11 protein-coding genes are annotated in these 14,513 nt (G+C 52.5%); 9 read left to right on the forward strand and 2 right to left on the reverse strand.

The window, feature by feature from the left end:
* From HMPREF1028_RS10415 to acnD, 7 genes are all read left to right on the forward strand, one after another.
* The coding region (locus HMPREF1028_RS10415; protein ID WP_009312721.1) for an IS5/IS1182 family transposase at positions 1-327 on the forward strand (327 nt) is incomplete at its 5' end.
* A 528-nt stretch (positions 328-855) separates the two neighbouring features.
* Complete coding sequence (locus HMPREF1028_RS10420) at positions 856-1,194, forward strand: YacL family protein (RefSeq protein ID WP_009312722.1); 339 nt, start codon at positions 856-858, stop codon at positions 1,192-1,194.
* Positions 1,195-1,583: 389 nt separating this feature from the next.
* Positions 1,584-2,381, forward strand: coding sequence for a hypothetical protein (locus tag HMPREF1028_RS10425; RefSeq protein ID WP_009312723.1), 798 nt, complete (start codon positions 1,584-1,586; stop codon positions 2,379-2,381).
* 240 nt (positions 2,382-2,621) lie between these two features.
* A complete protein-coding gene (mgtE, locus tag HMPREF1028_RS10430) occupies positions 2,622-4,076 on the forward strand; it encodes a magnesium transporter (RefSeq protein WP_009312724.1) in 1,455 nt (484 codons plus the stop codon).
* Positions 4,077-5,276: 1,200 nt separating this feature from the next.
* The gene (gene prpB / locus HMPREF1028_RS10440; protein WP_003779818.1) at positions 5,277-6,152 is read left to right on the forward strand and encodes a methylisocitrate lyase; all 876 of its coding nucleotides are present in this window, start codon (positions 5,277-5,279) and stop codon (positions 6,150-6,152) included.
* Between the two features lie 81 nt (positions 6,153-6,233).
* Positions 6,234-7,388, forward strand: a complete 1,155-nt coding sequence (prpC, locus tag HMPREF1028_RS10445; protein WP_009312726.1) for a 2-methylcitrate synthase — start codon at positions 6,234-6,236, stop codon at positions 7,386-7,388.
* A 404-nt stretch (positions 7,389-7,792) separates the two neighbouring features.
* On the forward strand, positions 7,793-10,402 hold the full coding sequence (gene acnD, locus HMPREF1028_RS10450) for a Fe/S-dependent 2-methylisocitrate dehydratase AcnD (protein WP_009312727.1): 2,610 nt from the start codon (positions 7,793-7,795) through the stop codon (positions 10,400-10,402).
* A gap of 324 nt (positions 10,403-10,726) precedes the next feature.
* Here acnD and HMPREF1028_RS10455 read toward each other — a convergent pair whose 3' ends face one another.
* On the reverse strand, positions 10,727-11,275 hold the full coding sequence (locus tag HMPREF1028_RS10455; RefSeq protein ID WP_009312728.1) for a transposase: 549 nt from the start codon (positions 11,273-11,275) through the stop codon (positions 10,727-10,729).
* A gap of 195 nt (positions 11,276-11,470) precedes the next feature.
* On the opposite strand from HMPREF1028_RS10455, the gene prpF reads away from it, so the two are divergent.
* Together prpF and HMPREF1028_RS10465 are read left to right on the forward strand one after the other, a co-directional pair.
* Complete coding sequence (gene prpF, locus HMPREF1028_RS10460) at positions 11,471-12,640, forward strand: 2-methylaconitate cis-trans isomerase PrpF (protein ID WP_009312729.1); 1,170 nt, start codon at positions 11,471-11,473, stop codon at positions 12,638-12,640.
* A 392-nt stretch (positions 12,641-13,032) separates the two neighbouring features.
* Entirely contained in the window at positions 13,033-14,244 is a 1,212-nt protein-coding gene (locus tag HMPREF1028_RS10465) for an acetate kinase (RefSeq protein WP_009312730.1), read from the forward strand.
* 68 nt (positions 14,245-14,312) lie between these two features.
* Here the strand turns inward: HMPREF1028_RS10465 and HMPREF1028_RS13950 are convergent.
* A partial coding sequence (locus HMPREF1028_RS13950) for a hypothetical protein (RefSeq protein ID WP_232203842.1) occupies positions 14,313-14,513 on the reverse strand: 201 nt, incomplete at its 5' end.

Consider the following 14,513-nt stretch of genomic DNA (forward strand, 5'->3'; position numbering starts at 1 on the left):
GCCGAAGGTACGACCGTCTATGCCGACAAAGGCTACGACAGTAAGGAAAACCGGCAACATCTGAAAGAGCATCAGTTGTTAGACGGCATTATGCGCAAAGCCCACTGCAACCGTCCGCTGACGGAAGCGCAAACCAAACGCAACCGATATTTATCGAAGACCCGTTATGTGGTCGAACAAAGCTTCGGTACGCTGCACCGTAAATTCCGCTACGCCCGAGCAGCCTATTTTGGTCTGTGTAAAGTGAGTGCGCAAAGTCATCTGAAGGCGATGTGTTTGAACCTGTTGAAAGCGGCTAACAGGCTAAGTGTGCCTGTTGCCGCCTAAAAGGCGGCCCGGATGCCTGATTATGGGGTATCCGGGGAGGATTAAGGGGGTATTGGGGTAGAATTAAGGAGTGATTGGGGCGGAAATAGACGAAAAACTGTGTTGAGGTTTCGGTTGTCGGGAGGAGGACTTTTTTGCAAAGGTCTCGGAACATATTTTTCATGGGGAAATTAATCGTAAAGGGCAGGCAACGGGATTTCATCATGAAGGATCAATTGGGCATAATACTAGAGCAAGAATTACGAATATTACTCAGAAACAGAATCTACATGGGGTATATGTAGGAAATGTTGAAATTTTTGATTTCACAAAAGGAAAATGGATTAAAAAAACGGTAGATTCATCGTTTTATCCTAAAACATGGTCTCGAAGTCGAGTAATTTCTGAGATTAAAAGTGCATATCATAATGGTTGTATTACTGGAAATAAATTTTCTGGAGTATCAACTAGCGGTGTTATAATCTCAGGATATGTTAATCAAAAAGGATATGATATTAATACAGCATATCCGATTTATTAAGGATTTTTATGTATTTTTATATAGATAGTTATAACATCTGCAGAGTCAAACGTAACAATTTAAAATTTTCTGATGAAATAATTGCAGATTTTCTGGAAGAAGATGTCATGGGAGTAGAAAATACTGTTGATTTAATAATAGACAATATTAGTCAAGTTCAAAACGGTAAGATAGAAATTTGGGAAGGTACGGGTAATGCCCACACAATTTCCATAACAAAAGATAAGATAAATATTTTTAACGAATTTACTGAAATGGAAGTAACTATTTATGACTTTGAATACTTTTTGTCCCTTTTATATCAATGGAAAAAATTGATTGAAAGTAGGAAAGAAGTATCTATCTAATTGCCTAATATAGTTAGTTCTATCGCTGACAACGGTAATAAACTGCTTCCAAGGTCAGTATTACGACGAAGAAAGCAGGCTACACTACAACCGTTTCCGCTATTAAGACCCTGAAATCGGGCGGTTTGTAAGTCAAGATCCGATTGGTTTGAAAGGCGGGGGAAATTTGTTGCCTATGTTGTCAATCCAACTTTATGGATTGATCCATTGGGATTGGATCATAGAAGTGTTTTCTGGAAAGCTGAGACTTTTACAAAATAGACAATACAAAATATGGAAATAACATTATTCATGGTAAAATTGCTTAGAAAAATTTTTAGATAACCTTCCATCTTTTATAGTTATTCACGCTACCAGTATTTAGATGATGTTTTTTTAAAAGGAATTTTATGAAAAAATTATTGATTGTTTTATTTGTTGCAGGCGCATTGAGTGCCTGCTCGGCAATTAAGGATAATTCGGCGGAAAGTTTTGCATCGCATCATCAAACTAGCGTATACAAAACAGGCAAAACTGCGCTTCCTATTCCTGCCAGTGCGCAAGATTGGGAAAAATATTCCGTCGCTAAAACATCCAAATTAATTGATGTTCCGTTACAAGAGAAGAAAGTCTATTACTTTACGCCCAAATTCAAACTGGTAAAACGTCCTGCTAAAGGAGGTTTTTATCGCGAGATTTTGGGTAAGACCGCTGATGGAAACTTAGTGATTCAGGATTTTTATCAGGATAGTGGAACTAAACAAATCGACCCGGCTGTGATCTCGGTTAAAAATGAGAAAAACTTTAATTCTTCAGAAGCTGTAGACGGTGTCGTAACTTCATACTCAGAAGATGGGAAACTATACAATTTCAAGCAAAAAAATGTTGCGCGCAATGAAGTTGTCTATGGCAATTATGTGGATGGCAAACTGGTCATGGCGAGTGAAACCGATCTTGAAGAGAAAAATGCACTCACTACGTTTTTTTATCCTAATGGTAAGAAAATGATTCAAGTTCATGGATCCGTTTTTGGTGGAGAGGAAGAATATTTTGATGATGACGGGAAATTGTTATTTAGCCAATTAACCAACGAGTTTCCCAAAGAAATAATGGAGTCGGAAGAAAAATATAATAAACTGATCGAGAAACTAAGTGAGTTAAGTCTTAAAAAAGTTGAAATTCTTGAAAAATTAGGTGTTTTACCTTAATAATGTGTTGAAAGGTCGTCTGAAATTTATAAATTTCAGACGACCTTTTCAGTTAAAAATAGTAAACCGCCTCGAAACGCGGTAAAATACGCTCCGTTTCCAACACGACGCCTGAATCAGCAGGCTTTTATTATGGACCTTCCCAGTTCGTTTTTACTGAACTTCCCTTCCGGTTTATCCCGAAATACACGATAACCATCCCGCCGAAATGCCCTCCCGCATCCGGCGGGCGGAGCATTTATGAGCATCGAACAAACCCCTCCGAACCTTGAAAACGACGGTATCGAAAGCGACGTAGAGCGCGTTTCCGCCGATTTCGACCGTATCCACGCGCTGTGCGAAATCCTCTCGCCCGCCTTCCCGCAGATTGAGGAAGGCGTGCCGATTGAGGACGAGGCGTTGCGCGAGAAATTTACCGAGCTGACCGTCCTTTTGAACGAGCTGCACCCTGCCGACGTGGCGGCGGTGTTGGAATCGTTGCCGCCGCGCGAGCGTAATATCGTCTGGCTTCTGGTTACGCCTGAAGACGACGGCGAAGTGTTGCTGGAAGTCTCCGACGCGGTGCGCGAAACGCTGATCGAGTCGATGGACAAAGACGAGCTGTTGGCGGCGGTCGATGATTTGGATGCGGACGAACTGGCGGAGCTGGCGGGCGATTTGCCGCACCAAGTGGTCTATGAAGCCTTGCAGACGCGCGACGAGGAAGAGCGCGCCCAAGTCAAGGCGGCGATGTCGTATGAAGACAACCAAGTCGGTGCGATTATGGACTTCGAGTTGGTCAGCATCCGCGCCGACGTTGCCTGCGAAGTGGTGCTGCGTTACCTGCGCCGCTTCGAGAGCCTGCCCGACCATACCGATAAGATTTTCGTGGTCGATGAAAACGACATCCTGCAAGGCGTGCTGCCCATCCGCAAACTTTTGGTTGCCGATCCCGAAGACTTGGTGGCGGACGTGATGGCGACCGAAGTCGTGCGCTTCCGTCCCGAAGATGACGTGGAAGAAGCGGCGCAGGCGTTCGAACGTTATGACTTGGTTACCGCGCCCGTTGTCGATGAAAACAAAAAGCTCATCGGCAGGATTACCATCGACGAGATGGTGGACGTTATCCGCGAAGAATCGGAAGCGGATATGTTGAACATGGCGGGTTTGCAGGAAGAGGAAGATTTGTTTGCGCCTGTGTGGGATTCGGTGAAAAACCGCTGGATGTGGCTTGCCGTCAACCTCTGCACCGCCTTTCTCGCCAGCCGCGTTATCGGCGCGTTTGAAGGCAGTATCGAGAAAATCGTCGCACTCGCCGCGCTGATGCCCATCGTCGCCGGCATCGGCGGCAACTCCGGCAACCAAACCATCACCATGATTGTCCGCGCGATGGCGATGGGGCAGTTGACGGGGATGCAGGCGGGACGGTTGTTGAAAAAAGAAGTCGGCGTCGCCTTGGTCAACGGCATCATCTGGGGAACGGTCATGGGCGTGGTGTCATGGCTGCTGTACGGCAGCATCGGCATCGGCTTGGTGATGGTCGCCGCGATGACGCTGAACCTCTTGCTCGCCGCCTCGGTCGGCGTACTCATCCCCGTCATCATGGAAAAATCCGGCCGCGACCCTGCTTTGGGCAGCTCGGTGCTGATTACGGCGGTAACGGACTCCGGCGGTTTTCTGATTTTCTTAGGGCTGGCAACGATGTTTTTGCTGTGAGGTCGTCTGAAAAGTGGATGGGAAAGATAAAAGGTCGTCTGAAACCATGTGATTATGGGTTTCAGACGACCTTTTTAACTTTTATGGTGGATGAACGTGAATCCAATAGAAGCAAAGAACTCTCTCACTGAATACTACAAAAAAACTTCCCTGACGGATAAATCCACCACGACGGCGGGTAGGGCGCGTGATACTGCCGCGGATCGTAGCGTGGGCTTTGCCCACGGAATCATCTGTTTGGTTTTCGAGTCGGGCGATAACATGGCGTTTTTTTCGTGGGCAGAGCCCACGCTACGGCTGGGAGTGGAGAGGTCGTCTGAAATCATGGGGTGATGGGTTTCAGACGACCTTTTATATTTAAAACTACATATGACTACATTTTTAAATATTATAGTTTTAATTGTAAATCATGATGTTATTTTAGTTCTGGTCGTCTGAAAAGGGAGTAGGTGGAAAATAGGGCGGTTTGGGCGATTTGGATGCCTATTTTCTTGTTTGAATAAAAATTCCTGATAAATGAATTAATTATATTTGTTTTTGAGATGGATTGTTTAAAATTGTTTTGATTGGCTTAGAGCGATGCAAACTTTGCCAGGTAAAGATTTAGGTTGTTTTGAGGCGGGCGTTTGGGGTTTTGTTTCTGAAGTATTGTTTATTAATGATTGAATTTTTAAAAATATTTTAGAAAAAGTATTTGACAGCCTGAAAATTATTTTTTAAATTTGTCCATACTTATAAAAACTACATAGCACTACAAAGGAACCCTATCATGAATCTGTACCAAACTTCTCCGTCTTGTTATAGATCGTCTTCTATCTCTGCCGCATCCGTCGTCGTCTGCTTTTGGGCAGTCGCGGCGGTCTGACGGCTCTTCGCCCGAATCGGGGTTTCCGCATTTCTGCGGACGGTTTGGGTTTTGAAAATTCTGTCTTTCCAACTGTATTTCCTTTCCGAATTTAAAAATTATTAAAAATTCCTTATACCTCCGCCTTAGCCGAATTGTTTGTATTGAAGTTGTTAACTGATTGTTTTTATTGATTTTGATTTTTCAGACGACCTGATGGGTTTGGGTTTTGAAAGGTCGTCTGAAAACGGTTTTGAAACCATTGTTTCTTTTTGAACGGTTCGTTTCAGTTTTTGCGGAAACCGGGCCGCTGAGTCGATAACTGAAAAAAATCTAATCTACAAAGGAGAAATACCATGAGCCAACTTTCTGCCGGCACCCGTTTCCGCCAAGCTGTGAAGGAGTCGAATCCCCTTGCCGTGGTCGGCTGTGTGAACGCTTATTTTGCGCGGCTGGCGACGCAGAGCGGGTTTAAGGCGGTGTATCTGTCGGGCGGCGGCGTGGCGGCCTGTTCGTGCGGGATTCCGGATTTGGGCATCACCACGATGGAAGATGTGCTGATTGATGCGCGGCGGATTACGGACAATGTGGATACGCCTTTGCTGGTGGACATCGATGTCGGCTGGGGCGGGGCGTTCAATATCGCGCGCACGATTCGCAACTTCGAGCGTGCGGGCGTGGCAGCGGTGCATATCGAAGACCAAGTGGCGCAGAAGCGTTGCGGGCATCGCCCGAATAAAGCCATTGTTTCTAAAGATGAAATGGTTGACCGCATTAAAGCCGCCGTTGATGCGCGCGTGGATGAGAATTTTGTGATTATGGCGCGGACGGACGCGCTGGCGGTGGAAGGTTTGGATGCCGCCATCGAGCGGGCGCAGGCTTGCGTGGAAGCGGGTGCGGACATGATTTTCCCCGAAGCGATGACGGATTTGGCGATGTACCGGCAGTTTGCGGATGCGGTGAAAGTACCCGTGTTGGCAAACATTACCGAATTCGGCGCGACGCCGCTTTATACGCAGCGCGAGCTGGCGGACAACGGCGTGTCGCTGGTGCTGTATCCGCTCTCGTCGTTCCGCGCCGCGAGCAAGGCCGCGCTGAATGTTTATGAGGCGATTATGCGCGACGGCACGCAGGCGGCGGTGGTCGATACCATGCAGACCCGCGCCGAGCTTTACGAGCATTTGAATTACCACGACTTCGAACAGAAGCTGGATAAATTGTTTCAGAAGTAAAAAACCGTTTTCAGACGACCCTCAACCTTCAAAAGGCCGTCTGAAAACCCAAAACCCATAAAAACACAAAGGAGAAATACCATGACTGCAACCCCCGAAACCCCGACCTTCAAACCGAAAAAATCCGTCGCCCTCTCCGGCGTGGCGGCGGGCAATACCGCGCTGTGTACCGTCGGCCGCACCGGCAACGATTTGAGCTACCGCGGTTACGACATCCTCGATCTGGCGCAGAAATGCGAGTTTGAAGAAGTCGCCTACCTGCTGATTCACGGTCATCTGCCCAACAAATCCGAACTCGCTGCCTACAAAACCAAGCTCAAATCTATGCGCGGCCTGCCTATCCGCGTGATTAAAGTGTTGGAAAGCCTGCCTGCGCACACGCATCCGATGGACGTCATGCGTACCGGCGTGTCCATGCTCGGCTGCGTTCATCCCGAACGCGAAAGCCATCCCGACAGCGAAGCGCGCGACATTGCGGACAAACTCATCGCCAGCCTCGGCAGCATCCTGCTCTACTGGTATCAATATTCGCACAACGGCAAACGCATCGACGTCGAAAGCAAGGAAGACACCATCGGCGGCCACTTCCTGCACCTGTTGCACGGCAAACGCCCGACCGAATCGCAGGTTAAAGCCATGCACGTTTCGCTGATTCTGTATGCTGAACACGAGTTCAACGCCTCCACCTTCACCGCCCGCGTGATTGCCGGTACGGGTTCGGACATGTATTCCTGCATCACCGGCGCCATCGGCGCGCTCAAAGGCCCGAAACACGGCGGCGCGAACGAAGTTGCCTACGACATCCAAAAACGTTACCGCAACGCCGACGAAGCCGAAGCCGACATCCGCGAACGCATCGCCCGCAAAGAAATCGTTATCGGGTTCGGCCATCCGGTTTACACCATTTCCGACCCGCGCAACGTCGTGATTAAAGAAGTGGCACGCGGTTTGAGCCGGGAAGCGGGCGACATGCGCCTCTTCGACATCGCCGAGCGCTTGGAGAGCGTGATGTGGGAAGAGAAAAAAATGTTCCCGAACTTAGACTGGTTCTCCGCCGTGTCCTACCAAAAACTCGGCGTACCGACCGCCATGTTCACGCCGCTGTTCGTGATTTCGCGCTCCACCGGCTGGGCGGCACACGTCCTCGAACAGCGCAAAGACGGCAAAATCATCCGTCCGAGCGCGAACTACACCGGCCCTGAAGACTTGGCGTTTGTGGAGATTGAGGAACGCTGAGACGGACAACAGCCGTAGGAGGCGCCAATCGGATTTCAGACGACGTGTAGCGCGGGCTTTGCCCGCGGAAAACCGAATCCCGCCTACGGTTCCGCTTTTCAGACGGCCTGTTGGAATATGCGAGAGAGAAGGTCGTCTGAAAAACCAGCCGCAACGTCTGCCGTCATTCCCGCTCCCGCCTAAGCGAGGACAGGCTGCGGCGGGAATGGCGGAGGCAGCGCGGCAACTTTTTTCACGGTTTCGCCAAAAGGCAGAAACAGCCCGCGAGTCGAGTAGATTTCAGACGACGTGCAATATCGTTGTTACCTATTAAAACCGAATATTAAAGTTTCAGACGACCCCTTCAACAAACGTCGTCTGAAACCCCAAACCACAAGAAAAATAGATCCACAGGAGAACTGAACATGGCTGCCAACCAACGTTACCGCAAACCGCTGCCCGGTACGGATTTGGAATACTACGACGCGCGCGCGGCGTGTGAGGACATTCAAGCCGGCTCTTACGACAAGCTGCCTTACACGAGCCGTATTTTGGCGGAGAACTTGGTCAACCGCGCGGACAAAGTCGATTTGCCGACGCTGCAAAGCTGGCTGGGCCAGCTGATAGAAGGCAAGCAGGAAATCGATTTTCCGTGGTATCCCGCGCGGGTGGTGTGCCATGATATTCTGGGGCAGACCGCGCTGGTGGATTTGGCGGGTTTGCGCGATGCGATCGCAGAGAAGGGCGGCGATCCTGCCAAAGTGAATCCGGTGGTGCAGACGCAGCTTATCGTCGACCACTCGCTGGCGGTGGAATGCGGCGGCTACGACCCCGATGCGTTCCGCAAAAACCGTGAAATCGAAGACCGGCGCAACGAAGACCGTTTCCACTTTATCAACTGGACGAAAACCGCTTTTGAAAATGTGGACGTGATTCCGGCGGGCAACGGCATCATGCACCAAATCAATCTGGAAAAAATGTCGCCCGTCGTCCAAGTCAAAAACGGCGTGGCGTTTCCCGACACCTGCGTCGGCACGGATTCGCACACGCCGCACGTTGATGCGTTGGGCGTGATTTCCGTAGGCGTGGGCGGTTTGGAAGCGGAAACGGTGATGCTGGGACGCGCGTCCATGATGCGCCTGCCCGATATTGTCGGCGTGGAGCTGACGGGCAAACGGCAGGCGGGCATTACGGCGACGGATATTGTGTTGGCGCTGACCGAGTTTCTGCGCAAAGAACGCGTGGTCGGGGCGTTTGTCGAATTTTTCGGCGAGGGCGCGAGAAGCCTGTCCATCGGCGACCGCGCGACCATTTCCAACATGACCCCTGAGTTCGGCGCGACTGCCGCCATGTTCGCCATCGACGCGCAAACCATTGATTATTTGAAACTGACCGGACGCGACGACGCGCAGGTGAAATTGGTGGAAACCTACGCCAAAACCGCCGGGCTGTGGGCGGACGACCTGAAAACCGCCGTTTATCCGCGCGTGTTGAAATTTGATTTGAGCAGCGTAACGCGCAACATGGCAGGCCCGAGCAACCCGCACGCGCGTTTTGCCACCGTCGATTTGGCGGCGAAAGGGCTGGCGAAGCCTTACGAAGAGCCTTCAGACGGCCTCATGCCCGACGGCGCGGTCATCATCGCCGCGATTACCAGTTGTACCAATACTTCCAACCCGCGCAACGTCGTTGCCGCCGCGCTCTTGGCGCGCAACGCCAACCGCTTCGGGCTGAAACGCAAACCGTGGGTCAAAACCTCGTTCGCCCCCGGCTCGAAAGTGGCGGAAATCTATTTGAAAGAAGCGGGTCTGTTGTCCGAAATGGAAAAACTCGGCTTCGGCATCGTCGCCTTCGCCTGCACCACCTGCAACGGCATGAGCGGCGCGCTCGACCCGAAAATCCAGCAGGAAATCATAGACCGAGATTTGTACGCCACCGCCGTACTGTCGGGCAACCGTAACTTCGACGGCCGCATCCACCCGTATGCGAAACAGGCGTTTTTAGCCAGCCCCCCGCTGGTGGTGGCCTACGCCGTCGCGGGCAGCATCCGTTTCGATATTGAAAACGACGTACTCGGCGTTTCAGACGACGGCAAGGAAATCCGCCTGAAAGACATCTGGCCGACCGACGAAGAAATCGATGCCGTCGTTGCCGAATATGTGAAACCGCAGCAATTCCGCGACGTGTATGTACCGATGTTCGACACCGGCAAGGCGCAAAAAGCCCCGAGTCCGCTGTACGACTGGCGTCCGATGTCCACCTACATCCGCCGTCCGCCCTATTGGGAAGGTGCGCTGGCGGGCGAACGCAGCCTGACGGGAATGCGCCCCTTGGCGATTCTGCCCGACAACATCACCACCGACCACATTTCGCCTTCCAACGCGATTCTGGCGGCGAGTGCGGCGGGCGAATATCTGGCGAAAATGGGTTTGCCCGAAGAAGACTTCAATTCCTACGCCACCCACCGCGGCGACCACCTCACCGCCCAACGCGCCACCTTCGCCAATCCCAAATTGTTTAACGAAATGGTGAAAAACGAAGACGGCAGCGTGCGCCAAGGCTCGCTCGCCCGCGTCGAGCCCGAAGGCGAAACCATGCGCATGTGGGAAGCCATCGAAACCTATATGAACCGCAAACAGCCGCTCATCATCATCGCCGGCGCGGACTACGGCCAAGGCTCCAGCCGCGACTGGGCGGCGAAGGGCGTGCGGCTGGCGGGCGTGGAAGCCATCGCCGCCGAAGGTTTCGAGCGCATCCACCGCACCAACCTCATCGGCATGGGCGTCTTGCCGCTGCAATTCAAACCCGGCACCAACCGCCACACCCTGCAACTGGACGGCACGGAAACCTACGACGTGGTCGGCGAACGCAAACCGCGCGGCGACCTGACCTTAGTCATCCACCGCAAAAACGGCGAAACCGTCGAAGTCCCCGTTACCTGCCGCCTCGATACCGCAGAGGAAGTGCTGGTGTACGAAGCCGGCGGCGTGCTGCAACGGTTCGCACAGGATTTTTTGGAAGGGAACGCGGCTTAGAGGTCGTCTGAAAAGCAGAAGTAGCGTGGGCTTTGCCCACGAAATAGGGTAGATGTTGCAACCAAGAATCTTCGCGGACGAAGTCCACGCTACATGCAGGTCGTCTGAAAAGCAGACGTAGCGTGGGCTCTGCCCACGAAACAGGGTAGATGTTGCAACCAAGAATCTTCGCGGACGAAGTCCACGCTACATGCAGGCCGTCTAAAAACAAGACGTAGCGTGGGCTCTGCCCGCGAAATACAGGCCGTCTGAAAAGCAGATGTAGCGTGGGCTCTGCCCACGAAATAAAACGAAACAACCCGCGAAATTTAAATAGGAAACAGATTAAGGTTCACCGAAATCCATGTCCTGATTATCGGCATCGGCAACCCCTCCCCAATCGGCAGGATACATACCATTCCGAACATGGCGGTGGAAGGTGGAATACTGCCAATCCGAGACAGATGCGGTCAAACCGTGCTTAACGGGGTTGAAATGAATGTAATCCATATGTTTTTGGTAATCCGATTCGTCGCGGATGCAGTGTTCCCAAAAACGCCGCTGCCAAATAAACGATTCGTTTCGCCGTTTTTGAACCTCTGCCGCATGATGCCAAGGATATAGGAAACCGCAGTCTTGCGAGACCTTGCGTTTAATTAAAGCCCAACGCCGACTGTAATCGCAATCGCCTTCGGGAAGCGTCCAAATCGCGTGCATATGGTCGGGCAGCAAAACCCATGCGTCGATGTTGAAATCAAAATCCTGCCGGACATCCAATACGGCCTGCCGTAAGGATCGCCTGACAGGCGGATCGCACAATATGGGACGGCGGCGATAGGAAACTACGGTAAAGAAATAACATTGTCCGTCGTGTACGCGGCGGAAATCAGCCATAACAATCCTTGATGAAATAATTAATCGGTATATTTTAACAATGCGGTACAGATTTTGCCTGTAAGAAATCCGAATTTTGAAGGTAAATGGTTTCGAGGGCAGTTGGTGTAGTGGTCTTTGCCCACGAAATAAAGGCTAAATTGATACGGTAAAAAATCGTGGGCAGAGCCCACGCTACATAAGGAGAACCCAAAAATGCCGCAAATCAAAATCCCCGCCGTTTACTACCGCGGCGGCACATCCAAAGGCGTGTTTTTCAAACGTTCCGACCTGCCCGAAGCGGCGCGGGAAGCGGGCAGCGCGCGCGACAAAATCCTGTTGCGCGTACTCGGCAGTCCCGACCCCTACGGCAAGCAGATAGACGGTTTGGGTAACGCCAGCTCGTCCACCAGCAAGGCGGTGATTTTGGACAAGTCCGAACGCGCCGACCACGATGTCGATTACCTTTTCGGGCAAGTTTCCATCGACAAGCCTTTCGTCGATTGGAGCGGCAACTGCGGCAACCTCACCGCCGCCGTGGGCGCGTTCGCCATCGAGCAGGGCTTGGTCGATAAAGGCAAAATCCCTTCAGACGGCATCTGCACGGTGAAAATCTGGCAGAAAAACATTGGCAAAACCATCATTGCCCATGTTCCGATGCAAAACGGCGAAGTCTTGGAAACGGGTGATTTCGAACTCGACGGCGTTACCTTTCCCGCCGCCGAAGTTCAAATCGAATTCCTCGACCCCGCCGACGGCGAAGGCAGCATGTTCCCGACCGGCAATCTGGTGGACGAGTTGGACGTTCCGGACATAGGTCGTCTGAAAGCCACGCTTATCAACGCGGGTATTCCGACCGTTTTCCTGAACGCCGCCGACTTGAGCTACACGGGCAAAGAGTTGCAGGACGACATCAACAACGATGCCGCCGCGCTGGAAAAATTCGAGAAAATCCGCGCTTACGGTGCGCTGAAAATGGGCTTGATTAACGACGTGTCCGAGGCCGCCGCCCGCGCGCACACGCCGAAAGTCGCCTTCGTCGCGCCCGCCGCCGATTACACCGCCTCCAGCGGCAAAACCGTGAACGCTGCCGACATCGATCTGCTGGTACGCGCCCTGAGCATGGGCAAACTGCACCATGCCATGATGGGCACCGCCTCGGTCGCCATCGCTGCTGCTGCTGCCGTACCCGGTACGCTGGTCAACCTCGCCGCAGGCGGCGGAACGCGCAACGAAGTGCGCTTCGGCCATCCTTCCGGCACATTGCGCGTCGGCGCGGCGGCAGAGTGTTCAGACGGCATCTGGGCGGTGAAAAAAGCCGTCATGAGCCGCAGCGCAAGGGTGATTATGGAAGGGCGGGTACGCGTTCCCGATGATTGCTTTTGAACCGACGTAGCGCGGGCTTTGCCCGCGAGCCATAAAAAGGTCGTCTGAAAAACAAGTAGACATCAAATCACTGACGATTCCCTTCCCTTGCCCTGTGGCGGAAGGCGGCAAACCACAAGGAAAAACACGGAAACTCCGATAAAAGACAGCTTCCCGTATCACCGTCATTCCCGCGCAGGCGGGAATCCAGACCTGTCAATATGGAGGATTGGCAGGGGGAAACAGGTTTCTTGAGTTCTACATTCTGGATTCCCGCCTGCGCGGGAATGACGATAGAAAATGCGGCATACGCTTTGCCCAAAGAGGCCGTCTGAAACACCCCCCGCCCAACGCCCATCCTTTTTCAGACGACCCCACCAAAAAAACAACCACAAACTACAAGGAGAAACATCATGTCCGACCAACTCATCCTCGTCCTGAACTGCGGCAGCTCCTCGCTCAAAGGCGCCGTTATCGACCGCAAAAGCGGCAGCGTCGTCCTAAGCTGCCTCGGCGAACGTTTGGGTACGCCCGAAGCCGTCATTACCTTCAACAAAGACGGCAACAAACGCCAAGTTCCCCTGTCCGGCCGCAACTGCCACGCCGGCGCAGTGGGTATGTTGTTGAACGAACTGGAAAAACACGGCCTGCACGACCGCATCAAAGCCATCGGCCACCGCATCGCCCACGGCGGCGAAAAATATCACGAGTCCGTCCTCATCGACCAAGACGTACTCGACGAGTTGAAAGCCTGCATCCCGCTCGCCCCGCTGCACAACCCTGCCAACATCAGCGGCATCCTCGCCGCGCAGGAACACTTCCCCGGTCTGCCCAACGTCGGCGTGATGGACACCTCGTTCCACCAAACCATGCCCGAACGCGCCTACACCTACGCCGTGCCGCGCGAATTGCGCAAAAAACACGCCTTCCGCCGCTACGGCTTCCACGGCACCAGTATGCGCTACGTCGCCCCCGAAGCAGCGCGGATTCTAGGCAAACCGCTGGAAGATTTGCGCATGATCGTCGCCCACCTCGGCAACGGCGCGTCCATCACCGCCATCCGAAACGGCAAATCCGTCGATACCAGCATGGGCTTCACACCCATCGAAGGCCTCGTCATGGGCACCCGCTGCGGCGACATCGACCCCGGCGTGTACAGCTACCTGACCGCCCACGCCGGCATGAACATCGAACAAGTCGATGAAATGTTGAACAAAAAATCAGGATTGCTCGGCATCTCCGAACTCTCCAACGACTGCCGCACCCTCGAAATCGCCGCCGACGAAGGCCACGAAGGCGCACGCCTCGCCCTCGAAGTCATGACCTACCGCCTCGCCAAATACATCGCCTCCATGTCGGTCGCCTGCGGCGGCATAGACGCCCTCGTCTTCACCGGCGGCATCGGCGAAAACTCCCGCAACATCCGCGCCAAAACCGTCGCCTACCTCGACTATTTGGGTCTGCACATCGACACCAAAGCCAATATGGAAAAACGCTACGGCAACTCAGGCATCATCAGCCCGACAGGTTCCATGCCCGCCGTTTTGGTCGTACCGACCAACGAAGAACTGATGATCGCACTCGACACCGCCGCACTGGCAGGCTTTTTGCAAGAAGCAGGTTAGGGGTTAGGGCAGAGCATTTTTGAAAGAGAAGAGGTCGTCTGAAAGATGGGTTTCAGACGACCTCTTCTTTATGTGGGAATGACAACGGAGGGAGTGTTTGGCGTGGTTTGATGATGAACGGGGTCGTCTGAAATTCCATAAATCGTAATTTTCAGACGACCTCTTTGCCGTATCAGCAATCCTGTTCCTTCCCCCATCTGGCGGGGGAAGGCTAGGATGGGGGTGGTTTTGTGGTTTGGGGAAATCAAATTCGTGTGGTTCATAGAGCC

Origin of the sequence: Neisseria sp. GT4A_CT1, assembly GCF_000227275.1 — a bacterium.
Classification (GTDB): domain Bacteria; phylum Pseudomonadota; class Gammaproteobacteria; order Burkholderiales; family Neisseriaceae; genus Neisseria.

What these genes read in the sequence shown, in the direction of transcription:
- HMPREF1028_RS10420 (WP_009312722.1), top strand. Translation starts at nt 856, where the DNA reads ATGTATTTTTATATAGATAGTTATAACATCTGCAGAGTCAAACGTAAC.
- HMPREF1028_RS10425 (WP_009312723.1), top strand. Translation starts at nt 1,584, where the DNA reads ATGAAAAAATTATTGATTGTTTTATTTGTTGCAGGCGCATTGAGTGCC.
- mgtE (WP_009312724.1), top strand. Translation starts at nt 2,622, where the DNA reads ATGAGCATCGAACAAACCCCTCCGAACCTTGAAAACGACGGTATCGAA.
- prpB (WP_003779818.1), top strand. Translation starts at nt 5,277, where the DNA reads ATGAGCCAACTTTCTGCCGGCACCCGTTTCCGCCAAGCTGTGAAGGAG.
- prpC (WP_009312726.1), top strand. Translation starts at nt 6,234, where the DNA reads ATGACTGCAACCCCCGAAACCCCGACCTTCAAACCGAAAAAATCCGTC.
- acnD (WP_009312727.1), top strand. Translation starts at nt 7,793, where the DNA reads ATGGCTGCCAACCAACGTTACCGCAAACCGCTGCCCGGTACGGATTTG.
- HMPREF1028_RS10455 (WP_009312728.1), bottom strand. Translation starts at nt 11,275, where the DNA reads ATGGCTGATTTCCGCCGCGTACACGACGGACAATGTTATTTCTTTACC.
- prpF (WP_009312729.1), top strand. Translation starts at nt 11,471, where the DNA reads ATGCCGCAAATCAAAATCCCCGCCGTTTACTACCGCGGCGGCACATCC.
- HMPREF1028_RS10465 (WP_009312730.1), top strand. Translation starts at nt 13,033, where the DNA reads ATGTCCGACCAACTCATCCTCGTCCTGAACTGCGGCAGCTCCTCGCTC.